The following is a 14,825-nucleotide window of genomic DNA, read 5'->3' on the forward strand; positions in this document are numbered from 1 at the left end:
GCGGTCAGCCCAGCACCGAGCGGAGCACGTCGAGCAGCCGGGCGGCCAGCCAGGCCATCGGCAGCACCAGGGCCGGCGCCCACAGCCGGGTGGCCGGCCGCCGTGGCAACAGCAGGACGAGGACCAGGGCGACCCCGACGTCGACGGCGGCCTGCACCGGCCGCGCGGCCGCGCCGGGCAGCAGCCCGGTCCAGGCCACCCACTGCCGGACGACGGCGCCGCCGGCCAGGGCGATGCCGGCGGCCAGTGCCAGCAGCGCGCCGGGCACGGCCCCGGACCGCCGGGTCGCCTCGTGCACCCCGACGCCCACCAGCGGGACGGCAGTGGCCGACAGGAGCAGCCAGCCGGCCAGCAGCCGGGAGCTCCAGCCGAAGCCGAGGACGACGGCCGCCCAGCTGTAGTAGGCGACGGTCATGGCCGCGAAGAACGCCGCCGACCGGGTCCCCGCCGCGGGCCACCCCGGCGCCGACCGGCCGATCAGTGCGACGGCCAGCACCCAGGCGGCCGGGTCGCTGCCCAGCTGCGCCAGCCAGCCGGTCCCCGACTCGTCGGCCGCCTTGGCCGCCGCACCCGCGACCGCGCCCAGCAGCGCCAGGCCGACGACCAGCGCGCCTTCCCGGAGCGGCGTCCGCGCCCGGGTCGCGTCGCGGGTCGGCACGACGGTCGATGGTGGCCGACACCCGGCTCCGGCGGTCGGCGCCGCGCGGGTCACCCGGCGAGCACGTGCACCAGCGCGCCGGCCGCGCCGGCCAGCACCAGGACGACGATGAACGGCGCACGCAGCGCCAGGGCGACCGCGGCGACCGCCAGCCCCACCAGCCGGCCGTCGAGCACCAGCTCCCGGCCGCTGGTCGCAGCCTGCACCGCGACCAGCGCGGCAAGCAGCGCGGCCGGGACGAAGTCCACGACCCGGGACACCCACGGCTGCTCCACCCAGGCGGCCGGCACCGACAACCCGGCCAGCTTGAGCAGGTAGCAGCCCAGCGACGCGGCCAGGACCACCGCCCACAGCGCCCCCTCGCTCATGCCGGCGCCGCCAGGCTGCGCCGGGGCCGGCCGGCCAGCGCGACGGCCGACGCGGCGAGGACCACCTGGACCCCGGCGGGCACGAACGGCGTCAGGCCCAGCGCGATCACCGCCCCGCCGAGCGCGACCCGGCGCTGCGCGGCCGGCTCGGCCCAGGAGCGGCGCAGCCGCGGCCACAGCAGGGCCAGGAACGCCGCCGGGACGACGGAGTCCAGCGCTGCCTGGGCCGTCTCCCCCAGCGCGGCGGCACCGACCGCGCCGACCACGGTGGTGAGGTTCCACCCGAGGTAGATCGTCGCCCCGGTGACCCAGAACGCCAGCCGGCCCAGCTCCCGGTCCGGAGCGGCGACCGCCATCGCCGTGGTCTCGTCGATGACCCAGTGCGCCGCCCCCGCCCGGCGCATGCCGCCGCGGGGCCGGAGCAGCGGGGCCAGCCGGACGCCGTAGATGGTGTTCCGGGTGCCCAGCAGCAGGGCGCTGCCCAGCGCGGCGAGGGCGCCACCACCGGCCCCGAGGACGCCGACCAGCGCGAACTGCGAGGCGCCGGTGAACATCAGCGCGGACAGCGCGGCGGCCTGCCCGACGTCCAGGCCGGCGCCGACGGCGGCAGCCCCGAAGGCGACGCCGTAGAGGCCCACGGCCGCGCCGAGCCCGACGGCGTCCCGCAGCGTGGCCGAGCGGGCGGGAGAGTGCACCCGCCGACCCTAGGGGGATGCCCCGGGTCACACCCGCGGCCCCGGGGTCGGGCGGTCCGCCGCCGTACGATGGAGGTCGCCCGCGCGTGGGTCGTCGCAGGTCGGCGCCCGGCATCCGCAGGCACCCCGTCGAAGGAGACACATCCCGCATGTCCGACACGTTGACCGGCTCACCGGCGCTCGACGCCGTGAACGCGGCCCTGGCGACCGTCCAGGACCCGGAGATCAACCGTCCGCTGCCCGAGCTGGGCATGGTCAAGGACGTGCAGATCGGGGTCGGCGGCGACCCGGGCGCGGTCCGCGTCGAGGTCTACCTGACCGTCGCCGGCTGCCCGATGCGCGAGACGATCACCAACCGGGTCACCCAGGCCGTGTCCGCCGTCGCCGGCGTGACCTCGGTGCAGGTCGGGCTGGACGTGATGAGCGACGAGCAGCGCACCGAGCTGCGCAAGACCGTCCGCGGCACCGACGCGGCCGACCCGGTGATCCCGTTCGCGCAGCCCGGCTCGCTCACCCGGGTGTACGCCGTGGCCTCGGGCAAGGGCGGCGTCGGCAAGTCCAGCGTCACGGTCAACCTGGCCGCCGCACTGGCCAAGCGCGGCCTGTCGGTGGGCGTGGTGGACGCCGACATCTACGGGCACTCGGTGCCCCGCATGCTGGGCGTGGACGACAAGCCCACCCAGGTCGAGAACATGATCATGCCGCCGCAGTCCTACGGCGTGAAGGTCATCTCCATCGGGATGTTCACCCCGGGCAACACCCCGGTGGTGTGGCGCGGCCCGATGCTGCACCGGGCGCTGCAGCAGTTCCTCGCCGACGTGTGGTGGGGCGACCTGGACGTGCTGCTGCTGGACCTGCCCCCCGGCACCGGTGACGTGGCGATCTCCATCGCCCAGCTGGTGCCCAACGCCGAGATCCTGGTGGTGACCACGCCGCAGCTGGCCGCTGCCGAGGTGGCCGAGCGGGCCGGCGCGATCGCCACCCAGACGCACCAGCAGGTGGTCGGCGTCATCGAGAACATGTCCTGGCTGGAGCTGCCCGACGGCACCCGGATGGAGGTCTTCGGCGCCGGGGGCGGGGAGGCCGTCTCCGACGCGCTGACCAAGACCCTGGGCGCGCGGGTCCCGCTGCTGGGCCAGATCCCGCTGGACACCCGGCTGCGCGAGGCCGGCGACTCCGGGGCGCCGATCGTGCTGGCGCAGCCCGACGCCCCGGCCGCCCAGGCGCTGGAGAAGATCGCCGACGGCCTGGCCGTCCGGTCCCGTGGCCTGTCGGGCATGTCACTGGGGCTGACGCCGGTCCGCCGCTGAGCCCTGCGGCCGGGCCCCGAGGGTCGCTCGTGCGGTGCTGCTGACGCTCCTGCCGTCGGGCAGCGCCGCACGAGCGTGCCAAGGCTCCGTCCCGGGAACACGAGTGGCCTGGACGGGCCGCGCGTGGAGGAGGGTGGCCACCATGGCGATCCAGCGGATGGACCACGTCAGCGTCGTCGTCGACGACCTCGAGGCCGCCACGGCCTTCTTCGCCGAGCTCGGCATGGAGCTGGAGGCCGAGGTCCCGATCGAGGGGGACTGGGTGGACCGCCTCAACGCGCTCGACGGCGTCCGGGTCGACATCGCGATGATGCGGACCCCGGACGGCCACGGCCGGCTGGAGCTGACGAAGTTCCACCGCCCGGAAGCGGTCCGGCTCGAGCCGCAGGACGCGCTGGGGAACACGCTGGGGCTGCGCAGCATCATGTTCGCCGTCGACGACGTCGACGCCACCGTCGCCGGCCTGCAGGCACGTGGCGCGGAACTCGTCGGGACGGTGGAGCGGTACCAGGACAGCTTCCGGCTCTGCTACGTCCGCGGCCCCGAGGGGATCATCGTCGCGCTGGCCGAGCAGCTGCGCTGATCATCCCGTCGACGTGGCGGAGGACGTCGTCGACGACGGGGGTGACCTGACGGGAGGGCCGGCATCCGGCCGTGGTGGTCGGTGCGGACCACCGATCACGTGGCGTCGGCGTCGAAGGGCGGCGGTATGGCGCGGTCCCGGCTCCGGGCCACGTCGGCACCCCGCACCCGGCCGGCGGCGCCCGCGGTCGCCGCGGCGCCCGCCGTCCCCCGGCCGCTGCCCTTGCGGACCGGCGGCGCCTCGTCGTCCAGCAGCTGCTGCCGGAGGAAGGTCTTGGGGTGGTACTGCCGCAGGTCCAGGTCACGCAGGTGGTCGAAGTCGTCGCCGAGGCTGTCGTGCAGCTGGCCCCGCACCCCGGTGAACGCGGCCTTGGCCTTCTTCAGCCCCGTGGCCGCGTCCTTGGCCAGACCGGGCAGCCGGTCGGGTCCGAAGATGAACAGAGCCGCCAGGCCGAGGACGACGATCTCGCCCCAGCCGATCGAGTCGAACACCCGTCCCCCTCGCGCTCTCTCGCCGCCGTGCACGGTCGTCGTCCAGGGTAGGTGGGCGAGGTGCACGGCAGTAGACGGCAGAGGGTGGCACCGCCCGTTCGGGGCCCCTGGCCTCAGGCTGCGCCGAGCAGGGCCTGCAGCTCGCGGGACCCGCCGCCCCGGACGACCTCGATCGTGACGGTCTCCCCGGGGGCGTGCGCGTCGACGGCGACGGCCAGCTCCTCCGAGCTGCCCACCGGCTCGCCGTCCACCGCGATGACCACGTCCTGCTCCTGGATGCCGGCACCGGCGGCCGGGCTCCCCGGCTCGACGTTGACCACCAGGGCGCCGTCCCGGGCGCCGTCGGTGACCGTGCGCGCGTTCACCCCGAGCGAGGCGTGCACGGCCGAGCCGGTGGAGATGAGCTGCTCGGCGATGTCGCGGACGGTGTCGATCGGGATGGCGAACCCAAGCCCGCTCGAGCCGCCTCCGCCCACCGAGGCGATCGCGGTGTTGATCCCGATGAGCGACCCGGTGGCGTCGACCAGCGCGCCGCCGGAGTTCCCCGGGTTGATCGGCGCGTCGGTCTGCACGGCGTTGATGACAGCGTTGGTGTCGCTGCCCTGCCCGGACAGCCGGACCGGCCGGTCCAGGGCGCTGATGATGCCGCTGGTCACCGTGCCGGCCAGCCCCAGCGGGGAGCCGATGGCCACCACGGGGTCGCCGACGACGAGGTCGTCGGCGGCGCCCAGCGGCACGGCCACCAGTCCCGGCTTGTCCACCTTGAGCACCGCGATGTCGCTGGCCGGGTCGCGGCCCACGATCTCGGCCGCCGAGCCGCTGCCGTCGCTGAACACCGCCCGGATCTCGGCGCCCTCGACGCCGTCGGCGCCGGAGACCACGTGGTTGTTGGTCACGATGTAGCCGCCCTCGGCCTCGATCACCACACCGGACCCGGTGGCGCCGGCGCCGGCCAGCCGGACCTCGACCGACACCACCGCCGGGGTCACCCGGCCCGCGATGTCGGGGACCGACCCGGGCGGGCGGGAGACGCCCGGGGACACCTCGGACAGCTGGGTGCCCGGCGCGAGCAGCGGCTGCTCGTCGGCGGTCCGGCCGAGGAACCACCCGAGCGTGCCGCCGACCGCGGCGACGAACAGCAGGGCCAGCAGGGTCAGCGAGGTCAGCCGGACCGACACGTCGCGGAGCCGGAGCCGGCGCCGCCCGGCCTGGTCGACGACCACCGGGCCGTCGGACGGTTCGGCCGGGTACTCCGCGGGCGCACCGAGGGCGGCGGGTGCGTGCGGGTCACGCCACGGATCGGAGGCCGCGTCCGGCTTCCACCACGGTCCGGCGGCGGTGCGCCGGCCGGGACGGCGCCCGCCGGGCGGCTCGCCGAGACCGCTGGCCCCGTCGCGGGGCGCGAAGGCGCGCAGCACCGCCTCCGGCGGCGGAGGCGGCAGCGGACGCGGCGCGGGAGCGGGACGGTCGGCGGCGAAGGAGCCCGCGACGGCGGCGGGACGGCCGAAGGCGGCCTGCTCGGTCGGGGCCGGAGCCGGTCCGGGAGGAGGCGGACCGGGCGGCCGGGGACCGGCGTCGGGGGCCCCGAAGCCGCCGGTCGCGCCGGCGGGCCGGGCGTAGGCGGCGTCCGCGGCGACCGGCGGGGTGTGCACCTCGTCGGCCGCGGACGCCCCGGGGACCCGGTCCGCGTCGGTGTCCCGGCGGATCGGGTCGGTGCCGGGGACCCCGGTCAGGGCGTCCCGCCGGGCAGACCGGTGCGCGCGCCGACGTTCACGGTGCGCACCACGGGGGGCACGATCTCCGTCCGCTCGCCGGGGACGGCGGGCACCGGCCCGGCCACCGGGCCGGGGGGCGGCACGTCGTCGGCGGGCGTGTTCCCGGCCGGCAGGCCGGAGGCGAGCACGACGACGCCGATGCCGATGCCGGCCAGCGCCCCGGTCATGCCACGCCGCAGCCAGCGGTGCTGCGCCGGGCGCCCGGACGCGGGCACCGGGGCCGGCGGCATGGCCCAGGCGCCGTCGGCGGCTGTGCCGACGAGCCCGTCCGCGCCGCCGGTCGCCCCACCCGCGGTGGGCCCGGACGGCATCTCGGCGGTGAACGGGATCGCCCGCAGCCGGGACATCAGGTCACCCGGGACGGCGACGTCCTCCGGGACCTGGAGGGCGGCCTTGGCCTCACGCTGGGCCGTGACCGCCATCCGGCACTGGGCGCACCCGGTCAGGTGCCGGGCCGCGCGGCCGGCCGCGCCGCCGGAGAGCTCGCCGTCGACGAGGGCGGCGATCGCCTCCTGCGCCAGGTGGCTCTCCGGGATGGTCATCCTCGGGCGCTCGCTCATGGTGCCGTCGCCTCCATGCCCCCACGCCGCGGGGCCAGGTGCGCGAGGGCCTCGCGGAGCTGTACGCGGCCGCGGTGGATGCGGCTGCGGACCGTGCCGAGCTTGATGCCGAGGGTCGCCGCGATCTCCTCGTAGGTGAGGCCCTCGATGTCGCACAGGACGACGGCCACCCGGAACTCCGGGGAGAGCGCGTCGAGGGCGGCCTGCACCTGCGGGTCGAGATGGGTGTCGGCGTAGACCTGCTCCGGGGACGGGGCCGCGCCGGGCAGCCGCTCGGTGTCCTCCGGGAGGGCGTCGAAGCGGATCCGCTGCCGCCGCCGGACCATGTCCAGGAACAGGTTGGTGGTGATCCGGTGCAGCCAGCCCTCGAAGGTGCCCGGCGAGAAGTCGGCCAGCGAGCGGAAGACCCGGACGAACGTCTCCTGGGTGAGGTCCTCGGCGTCCTGCTGGTTGCCCGACAGCCGGTAGGCCAGCCGGTAGACCCGGGCGGAGTGGTCCCGGACGACCTGCTCCCAGGTGGGGGCGACCCAGCTCTCGGCCACCGTCGCCGGCACGGTGTCGAGCCCGGCGTCCGGGGCCGCGGGCGCAGCCGGGGACCCGGCGGTCAGCGGCGGCTGCCCGGTCGCGGCGTCGGGGAGGAACACCCCACCAGGATCGCAGACGGCACCGCCGGGGACCTCCCCACCGGGAGTGGCAGTGGTGCGGGGGCGGGTGGCACGCGGGAGACGCACGTCCCTTCCAACGGGCGGGCCACTCGGCGGTGTTCCCGCCGAGCGGCGTCCACAGGGAGTTGACAGGGTCCGGTACGCCGGGGTGCGGCTCCGCCGGGGCCGGGCACTACCCTCGCCCGGTGACCAGCGTCGCGGGACCGCCTCCCCCGGGCGGCTCCCCGCAGGACGCCGCGGGGTACGCCGACGGCTTCGCCGTGGAGACCCCCGCGCTGGCCGCGGCCCGGCACCGCGCGCTCAGCTCGGCGGCCGAGCTCGGCACCGCGCCCCCGGTGGAGCCGGCGGTCGGCGCGACCCTGGCGGTGCTCGCCGCGGGCGTCGACGCCCGGGCGGTGGTGTCCGTCGGGGGGGTCAGCGGCGTGACCGGACTGTGGCTGCTGCGCGGCATGCGGGCCGACGGGGTCCTCACCACGCTGGACGGCGACCCCGCGGACCTGCGCGCGGCCCGGCGCGCCTTCGCCGACGCGGAGGTGCCGCACTCCCGCACCCGGCTGATCTTCGGCACCGCGGCCGAGGTGCTGCCCCGGCTGTCCTCGGGCGCCTACGACCTGGTGGTCTGCGCGGGCCCGCCGACCGACCACGTCGAGCACCTGGCGCTGCTCCGCGGGCTGGTCCGGGTAGGGGGTTTGCTGGTGTACTCCGGTCTGCTCGCCGACGGCCGGATCGCGGACCGCAAGGCCCGGGACCCGCAGTCGGTCGCCTGGCGGCAGATCGCCCGGACGGTGCGCGAGGACGAGACGCTCATCTCCGCAGTGCTGCCGATCGGCGCCGGCCTGCTGGTGGCCAGCAAACGCAGTTAGGCCCCGTCCCGAGGCTCGCCCCGAGCGTGCGAGGGGTGGGGAGGACGGGGTCCTTCGAGGGCCGGTGCGGACGGACGTGGTGTCCGGCCGCACCGGCCCCTGTCGGTCAGTGCTCGTGCTCGTCCATGTGCTCGTCGTCGCCGTCGTCGTGCTGCTGCTCGAGGACGCCGCACAGGGCCGGGTCGGTGGCCTCGGTGGGCAGCGACGGGTCGAGGTCGGACATCTCCTCGCCGCTGTACACGCCGTCGTCGTTGTAGTCGACGCCGTGCACCACGACGACGCCCTCGCCGGCGGCGATGGCCTCGGCCACCTCGTCACTGGTGGCGATGAGCTCCTCGCGCTCGTAGTCGACGGTGCCGTCGGTGGCGGTGTCGTAGCGGTCGATGGCCAGCACGCTGGCCGCGCTGGTGTCGCCCTCGGTGGTCAGCGACACCTGGACCGGGCCGTAGGCAGGAGCGCCCTCGGTGGTGTTCAGGTGCCCGTTGTCGTCGGTGTCGTCGTCGAGCGTGGGGCACTCGTGACGCGCCTGCTCGCCGTAGTGGATGTGTGCGGCGTGCGGGGCGTCGGCGAGCAGGCCGTGCGCCACCAGCTCGAACTCGTCGATCTGGCCGTGCTTGTCGAACTCCACCTCGGCGTGGCCACCGCCGTCGACCCCGTTGCCGGGGATCGGCGCGAGGTGGGCGACCACCTCGCCCTTCTCGTAGTCCTCGCCACCCGCGCTGGCGGGTGAGGCGACGAGCGCCAGTCCCATGACGGGCGCGAACAGGGCAAGTGCACGGACGGTCTTCGACATCGCGTTCTCTCCTTTGAGTGCTGCTCGGTCAGGTCGTGCACCACTCGTTCGGGTGACATCGAAGCTGTGGATTGCCGATGGAGCGACTTTTCCGGGTACCTTGCGCCGCTCCGGCGCGGCGCGACCCAGGTCACAGGCCCCGCTCACCCAGCGTGCGGCTCACCGCGGTCAGCGGAAGAGGTGCTCGCCCTCCGGGGCCCAGGGCCCGCCGAGGTAGCGCCACAGCCCCAGGCCGCGCGCCGGCACGGTCTCCGGGGTGAAGGAGGCCGCCAGTCCGGCGTGCAGCTCGCGGGCCGTCTGCGGGTCGACCTTGTTCTGCACGGTGACGTGGGCCCGCCCCGGCTGCCGGTCCTGCGGGGTCAGCCACGGGTCGAACCGGTCCCTCAGCTCCGCCCACAGTGCGGTCAGCTCGGCGGACTCCAGGTCGTAGGCCACGCCGCGGCCGAGCAGCCGGACCCGGCTCACCAGCAGCCCGAAGGCCGGGCGGTCGGCGGCCTCGGTCAGCACCGCGCGGACCCGGGGCAGCTCGTCGCCGGGCAGCGCGTGGAACAGCGTGACGTGCGCGGCCAGTCGGAACACCCCTTCCTCCCCACCCCTCGCACGCTCGGGGCGGGCCCCTGGAAGGGGCCGGGCCGGGAAGTGCGCAGCCCGCAACCGGTCGAACCGCCGCTGCGCGTCCTCCCCCAGCAACAGCGTCACCACCAGAGGTGACGGGCCGGAACGGCCCTCGCCACTGGCATGGCCCTCGTGCAGGGCCCCGGCCCGAGCGGAGCGAGGGTTGGGGGGCACGAGGGTCCTTACACGATGGCGCGGGTGCCCTTGCCGAGGACGGCCACCCCGCCGGCGCTCACGTGGTAGCGCTCGCGGTCGGACTCCAGGTCCACACCGATCCGGGCCCACGGGGGGACGACGACGTTCTTGTCCAGGATGGCCCGCCGCACCACGGCGCCCTCCCCGATCTGGACGCCGTCCATCAGCACGCTGTCCTCGACCTGCGAGCCGCGCTCGAGCCGGACGCCGGGCGAGACGACCGAGCCCAGGACCGAGCCGCCGCCGATGATGACCCCGGCGCTGACCATCGACTCCTCCGCGCGCCCACCGAGGACGAACTTGGCCGGCGGGAACTGCGGCGGCAGGGTGTAGATCGGCCAGCGGTCGTTGTACAGGTTGAACACCGGGGTGACCGAGCGCAGGTCCATGTGCGCGTCGTAGTAGGAGTCCATCGTCCCGACGTCGCGCCAGTACGCGTGGTCCCGCTCGGTCGCGCCGGGGACGATGTTGGTGCTGAAGTCGTAGACGTAGGCACTGCCGGCGTCGGCCATCATCGGCATGATCGAGCCGCCCATGTCGTGCACCGAGTCCTCGTCCTCGGCGTCGGCCCGCAGGGCCTCCAGCAGCGCGTCGGTGCTGAAGACGTAGTTGCCCATGGAGGCGAAGCTCTCGTCCGGGGACCCGGGCAGCCCCGGCGGGTCGGCCGGCTTCTCCAGGAAACCGCGGACCTTGTTGTCGGCGTCGGCGTCGATGACGCCGAACTCGGTGGCCTCCTTGCGCGCGACCCGGAGCCCGGCGACGGTCACGCCCGCACCGGTCTGCAGGTGCTGGTCGATCATCTGCGCCGGGTCCATCCGGTACACGTGGTCGGCGCCGAAGACGACGACGATCTCGGGCCGGTCGTCGTAGATCAGGTTGAGGCTCTGGAAGATGGCGTCGGCGCTGCCGGTGTACCAGCGCGGGCCCAGCCGCTGCTGCGCCGGCACCGGGGTGATGTAGCTGCCGAGCAGGGTCGACATGCGCCACACCGTGGTGATGTGCCGGTCCAGCGAGTGGCTCTTGTACTGGGTGAGCACCGCGATCCGGCGGATGTCGGCGTTCACCAGGTTGGAGAGCACGAAGTCGATGAGCCGGTAGTTGCCCCCGAAGGGCACGGCCGGTTTGGCCCGGTCCTGGGTCAGGGGCGCGAGGCGCTTGCCCTCGCCACCAGCGAGCACGATGCCAAGGACCCGCGGACCGCCACGCATGGACGCAACGTAACCGGTCCGCGGGCCGATCGCGCCATCTGGGGCGCGGTCCACCACCTAGGGTGAGCCCGTGCGCGTCGGAGTCGTGACCAGGGAGTGGCCCCCAGACGTCTACGGCGGGGCGGGGGTGCACGTCGAACACCTCGTGGCGGCCCTGCGCGGGCTGCCCGACGCCCCCGACCTCGACGTCCACTGCTTCGGCGGTCCGCGGGACGACGCGACCGGCCATGCCGTCCCCCCGGGGCTCGCGTCGGCCAACGGCGCGCTCCAGGCGCTGGGCGTGGACGTGGAGATCGCCGCCGGGCTCGCCGGCGCGGACCTGGTGCACTCGCACACCTGGTACGCCAACCATGCCGGCCACCTCGCCGCGCTGGTGCACGGGGCGGCGCACGTGGTCACCGCCCACTCCCTCGAGCCGCGCCGGCCCTGGAAGGCCGACCAGCTCGGCGGCGGCTACCGGCTGTCGTCGTGGGTGGAGCGGACGGCGTACGACTCCGCCGACGCGGTGGTCGCGGTCAGCCGCGGCATGCGCGCCGACGTCCTCGACGTGTACCCCGACCTGGACCCGGCGAAGGTCGTCGTCGTCGGCAACGGCGTCGACGCCCAGGCCTACCGGCCGGTCGAGTCCCCCGACGTCGTCCGCTCCCTGGGCGTGGACCCCGACCGGCCGTACGCGCTGTTCGTCGGCCGGATCACCCGGCAGAAGGGGCTGGTGCACCTGCTGGCCGCGGCCGAGCAGCTGCCCGCCGACGCTGGGCTGGTGCTGTGCGCCGGCGCCGCGGACACCCCGGCCGAGCGGGCGCAGGTCGCCGACGCGGTGGCCGAGCTGCAGTCCCGGCGCACCGGGGTGGTCTGGATCGAGGCGATGCTGCCCCGCGAGCAGCTGGTGCCGCTGATCACCGGCGCCACCGTGTTCGTCGTGCCGTCGGTGTACGAGCCGCTGGGGATCGTGAACCTCGAGGCGGCCGCCTGCGGGACGGCCGTGGTCGCCAGCGCCGTCGGCGGCATCCCCGAGGTGGTGGACGACGGCCGCACCGGGCTGCTGGTGCCCTACGACGCCGAGGACCCGGCAGCCTTCGCCGCGGGGCTGGCCGCGCGCATCGGCGAGCTGCTGGCCGATCCGGCGCGGGCCGCGGCGATGGGCACCGCCGGGCGGGAGCGGGTGCTGGCCGAGTTCGGCTGGCCGGCCATCGCCGCGCAGACCCTCGACGTCTACCGCTCGGTGCTGGCCGCCCGCGGCTGAGCCGCGGCGGCCCGGGGCCCGGCCCTCCCCCCTGGCCTGGGGGGCGCCCACTCCCCCGCGGCGGGCTGCGCCCCCGGGGGTGGGCCTGCGACGCTCCTGGTCCCGCCCGCCACCGTCCGGAGGTCCGCCCTGATCACCGTCCTGGTCGCCGACGACCACCCGCTCGTCCGGGGCGCCCTGGTCGACCTCTTCGCGGCGACCGGGGACATCAGCGTCGTCGCGGTCTGCGAGGACGGCGCCGAGGTGCTGGCCGCCGCCGAGCGCACGCGCCCCGACGTCGTCCTGCTGGACCAGTGCATGCCCCGGGCCACCGGCCTGGAGGCGACCCGCGCGCTTACCGCGGCGGGTCTGCCCAGCCGGGTGGTGCTGCTGACCGGGTCGTTCTCGCCCGCGTCGGTACGGGAGGCGCATGCCTGCGGTGCGGTGGGCTACCTGCTCAAGGAGGATGACCCCGGGCAGCTGCCGCAGCGGGTGCGGGACGTGGCGGCGGGCGGGACGGCATGGAGCGCTCCGGCCGCCGCCAGCCTCCTTGACTCTGCGTGACACCCCTCGGCCTGCATCCGCAACCGGTCGACAGCGGACAGTGACGACGCGCATCACATTCACCTGACCGGGTATCCCCACCACCCGTCTGAACAGTCACCGAGCGTTCCCATCGCCGCGACGACGCTCACATACTCCCGCTCCCAGGGCCGGAACCACCCGGCCTCGGCAGCCAGGAGTCCCATGTCGCACGCCCCGCTCCCCGACCACCCCCGCGGCACCACGCGGGTCCTGGTCGTGGACGACCACCGCACGTTCGCCGAGCTCCTCTCGGGGGCGCTGGCCATGGCCGGCATGGTGTCCGTGGGCACCGCACACACGGCCGCCGACGCCGTGGCGATGGCCGCCGAGCTCCGCCCCGACGTGGTGGTCATGGACATCCAGATGCCCGGGCAGGACGGCCTGACCGCCACCCGCCGCATCCGGGACCTCGTCCCCCAGGCCGTCGTGGCGGTGGTGACGGCACACCGGGACCCCGACTGGGTGGTCCGCGCGGCGCAGGCCGGCGCCTCGGCGTTCATCCCGAAGGACGGCTCGCTGCAGGAGATGATCGACGTGCTGACCCGCGCCCGGGCCGGCCAGATGCTCGTCGCGCCGTCCACCTTCACCGGCACCCGGGGCGCGACGCCGCCGCCTGCCACGGCGCCGGCCCACCCGCCGCTGACCCGCCGGGAGCAGGAGGTCCTCGACTGCCTCGGCCGCGGCATGCAGGTCAAGGCCATCGCCCGGGTGCTGGGCATCACCCTGGAGACCTGCCGCGGCTACGTGAAGTCGCTGCACACCAAGCTCGGCGTCCGCTCGCAGCTCGAGGCGGTCATCAAGGCCCAGCAGCTGCAGCTGATCGGGTCCTCCGATGGCCGCTGACCTCGAGGTCCCCACGGGGCGGCCCGCCGCGCCGGGCCCGATCCGCCGCACCTCCCGCCGGCGACGGCCGGAGCTGCGCCGGCCGTGGGGCTCACGCCCCCGGCACGAGCTGTCGGGCTTCCTGGCCGTTGCCGCGCTGGTGCTCGTCGCCGTCTCCGCCGGTACGGTGCTCGCCAGCGAGCCCCTGGCGAGGGCCGACGCGCTGGCCGACGCCGAGCGCACGGCCGACCGGCTCGGCCGGCTGCTGATCGCCCCCCTCCTCACCGACGTCCTGCGGGACGTGCCCGGCGCCTTCGAGGACCTCGACCGGGTCGCCCGGAACCGGATGAGCGACGGGTCGGTCACCTCCATGGTCGTCTGGGACGCCGAGGGCCGGGTGCTCTACGCGACCCACGAGGAGCTGGTCGGTGAGCGCTACGACCCCTCACCGGAGCTGCTCCAGGCCGTGGCCGGCGAGGTCGTCGCCGAGGTCGACGAGGCACCGGAGACCGCCTACGAGGACGTCAGCCCCGGCCCCATGGTCGAGGTGTACACACCGCTCACCGCCGACGGGCGGGCGCTGGCCTTCGAGGCCTACTTCAGCTACGACCGCATCGAACGGGACGCCGCCCACCTGCGGTGGCAGATCCTGCCCGTGGCCATCGGCGCGCTGGTGGCCCTGCAGCTGGTGCAGATCCCGATCGCCGCGTCGCTGGCCCGCCGGGTCCGCCGCTCCGAGGCCGAGCGGGCCGAGCTGATGGAACGCGCGCTCACCGACTCCGACCGGGAGCGGCGCGGCGTGGCCGCCGACCTGCACGACGGTCCCGTGCAGGACCTCGCCGGGGTCACCTACGCCCTCAGCGCACTCCGGGCCGGCGTCCCCGCGGAGCAGCAGGCCACCGTCGACCGGCTGGTCGGCGCCCTCCGGCACGCCGTCGGGTCACTGCGGCGGCTGATGGTCGACATCTACCCACCGGACCTCAGCGGCCCCGGCCTCGGGGTGGCCCTGGACGACCTGGTCGAGCCGCTGCGATCCCGCGGCGTGACCGTCTCGCTGGACGCCGGCCCCCTCCCGGACCTGTCGCCGGCCACCGCCGCCGCGGTCTACCGCATCGCCAAGGAGGCGCTCGCCAACGTCGCCACCCATGCCGGGGCGAGCGGGGTGTGGGTCCGGCTGGAGCAGTCCGGTCCCCCCGGGCACCCCGCCGTGCTGCTCGAGGTGGCCGACGACGGCGTCGGCTTCCCCGCCACCGGCGTCGACCGGCGCAGCGAGGGCCACCTGGGCCTGCGTCTCGTGCGGGACCGAGTCACCGACCTCGGGGGCGAGGTCGTGCTCGGCGACCGCCCCGGTGGCGGCGCCGTCGTCACCGCCGTCCTCCCGGCCGACGGGCGGGCCTGAGCACCACCGGACCACCGG

17 protein-coding genes are annotated in these 14,825 nt (G+C 75.7%); 7 read left to right on the plus strand and 10 right to left on the minus strand.

The window, feature by feature from the left end:
* Positions 1–4: 4 nt before the first annotated feature.
* The 3 genes from ACWIX6_RS18710 to ACWIX6_RS18720 are packed head-to-tail and all read right to left on the minus strand — an operon-like array spanning position 5 to position 1,721.
* A complete protein-coding gene (locus tag ACWIX6_RS18710; RefSeq protein ID WP_448613941.1) occupies positions 5–658 on the minus strand; it encodes a DUF6518 family protein in 654 nt (217 codons plus the stop codon).
* A 50-nt stretch (positions 659–708) separates the two neighbouring features.
* Positions 709–1,026 (minus strand): AzlD domain-containing protein, encoded by a 318-nt coding sequence (locus ACWIX6_RS18715; RefSeq protein WP_448613942.1) that lies wholly within the window; start codon positions 1,024–1,026, stop codon positions 709–711.
* On the minus strand, positions 1,023–1,721 hold the full coding sequence (locus ACWIX6_RS18720) for an AzlC family ABC transporter permease (protein WP_448613943.1): 699 nt from the start codon (positions 1,719–1,721) through the stop codon (positions 1,023–1,025). The genes ACWIX6_RS18715 and ACWIX6_RS18720 overlap by 4 nt, the downstream gene beginning before the upstream one ends.
* A gap of 149 nt (positions 1,722–1,870) precedes the next feature.
* Between ACWIX6_RS18720 and ACWIX6_RS18725 the strand changes: the two genes are divergently transcribed.
* On the plus strand, positions 1,871–3,031 hold the full coding sequence (locus ACWIX6_RS18725) for an Mrp/NBP35 family ATP-binding protein (RefSeq protein ID WP_448613944.1): 1,161 nt from the start codon (positions 1,871–1,873) through the stop codon (positions 3,029–3,031).
* Positions 3,032–3,173: 142 nt separating this feature from the next.
* Positions 3,174–3,614: a VOC family protein gene (locus ACWIX6_RS18730; RefSeq protein ID WP_448613945.1), complete on the plus strand. Its 441-nt coding sequence runs from the start codon at positions 3,174–3,176 to the stop codon at positions 3,612–3,614.
* 95 nt (positions 3,615–3,709) lie between these two features.
* On the opposite strand, the gene ACWIX6_RS18735 is transcribed toward ACWIX6_RS18730, so the two are convergent.
* The 4 genes from ACWIX6_RS18735 to sigE all read right to left on the minus strand — a co-directional run bounded on the left by ACWIX6_RS18735 (position 3,710) and on the right by sigE (position 7,084).
* A complete protein-coding gene (locus tag ACWIX6_RS18735; RefSeq protein ID WP_448613946.1) occupies positions 3,710–4,105 on the minus strand; it encodes a twin-arginine translocase TatA/TatE family subunit in 396 nt (131 codons plus the stop codon).
* Between the two features lie 113 nt (positions 4,106–4,218).
* Positions 4,219–5,757 (minus strand): S1C family serine protease, encoded by a 1,539-nt coding sequence (locus ACWIX6_RS18740; RefSeq protein ID WP_448613947.1) that lies wholly within the window; start codon positions 5,755–5,757, stop codon positions 4,219–4,221.
* A 77-nt stretch (positions 5,758–5,834) separates the two neighbouring features.
* Positions 5,835–6,440, minus strand: a complete 606-nt coding sequence (locus tag ACWIX6_RS18745) for an anti-sigma factor family protein (RefSeq protein WP_448613948.1) — start codon at positions 6,438–6,440, stop codon at positions 5,835–5,837.
* Positions 6,437–7,084, minus strand: a complete 648-nt coding sequence (gene sigE, locus ACWIX6_RS18750) for an RNA polymerase sigma factor SigE (RefSeq protein WP_448613949.1) — start codon at positions 7,082–7,084, stop codon at positions 6,437–6,439. Before sigE ends, ACWIX6_RS18745 begins: the two co-directional genes overlap by 4 nt.
* Before the next feature lie 206 nt (positions 7,085–7,290).
* Here sigE and ACWIX6_RS18755 point away from each other — a divergent pair, with 206 nt between their 5' ends.
* A complete protein-coding gene (locus ACWIX6_RS18755; RefSeq protein WP_448613950.1) occupies positions 7,291–7,968 on the plus strand; it encodes an O-methyltransferase in 678 nt (225 codons plus the stop codon).
* Positions 7,969–8,074: 106 nt separating this feature from the next.
* Here the strand turns inward: ACWIX6_RS18755 and ACWIX6_RS18760 are convergent, their stop codons facing one another.
* The 3 genes from ACWIX6_RS18760 to glgC form a co-directional block, all read right to left on the minus strand.
* Entirely contained in the window at positions 8,075–8,761 is a 687-nt protein-coding gene (locus tag ACWIX6_RS18760; RefSeq protein WP_448613951.1) for a hypothetical protein, read from the minus strand.
* Between the two features lie 168 nt (positions 8,762–8,929).
* Positions 8,930–9,661 carry a 2'-5' RNA ligase family protein gene (locus tag ACWIX6_RS18765; RefSeq protein ID WP_448613952.1) on the minus strand — a complete coding sequence of 244 codons (732 nt, stop codon included), beginning with the start codon at positions 9,659–9,661 and terminating at the stop codon, positions 8,930–8,932.
* A complete protein-coding gene (glgC, locus tag ACWIX6_RS18770) occupies positions 9,559–10,779 on the minus strand; it encodes a glucose-1-phosphate adenylyltransferase (protein ID WP_448613953.1) in 1,221 nt (406 codons plus the stop codon). Before glgC ends, ACWIX6_RS18765 begins: the two co-directional genes overlap by 103 nt.
* 70 nt (positions 10,780–10,849) lie before the next feature.
* Between glgC and glgA the strand changes: the two genes are divergently transcribed.
* The 4 genes from glgA to ACWIX6_RS18790 all read left to right on the plus strand — a co-directional run bounded on the left by glgA (position 10,850) and on the right by ACWIX6_RS18790 (position 14,807).
* Positions 10,850–12,022, plus strand: coding sequence for a glycogen synthase (gene glgA, locus ACWIX6_RS18775; RefSeq protein ID WP_448613954.1), 1,173 nt, complete (start codon positions 10,850–10,852; stop codon positions 12,020–12,022).
* Between the two features lie 141 nt (positions 12,023–12,163).
* Complete coding sequence (locus ACWIX6_RS18780; protein WP_448617010.1) at positions 12,164–12,565, plus strand: response regulator; 402 nt, start codon at positions 12,164–12,166, stop codon at positions 12,563–12,565.
* Positions 12,566–12,748: 183 nt separating this feature from the next.
* Positions 12,749–13,429, plus strand: a complete 681-nt coding sequence (locus tag ACWIX6_RS18785; protein WP_448613955.1) for a response regulator transcription factor — start codon at positions 12,749–12,751, stop codon at positions 13,427–13,429.
* A complete protein-coding gene (locus ACWIX6_RS18790; RefSeq protein ID WP_448613956.1) occupies positions 13,419–14,807 on the plus strand; it encodes a sensor histidine kinase in 1,389 nt (462 codons plus the stop codon). Before ACWIX6_RS18785 ends, ACWIX6_RS18790 begins: the two co-directional genes overlap by 11 nt.
* Positions 14,808–14,825: the final 18 nt, after the last annotated feature.

It is taken from the genome of Modestobacter sp. URMC 112, from assembly GCF_053502575.1.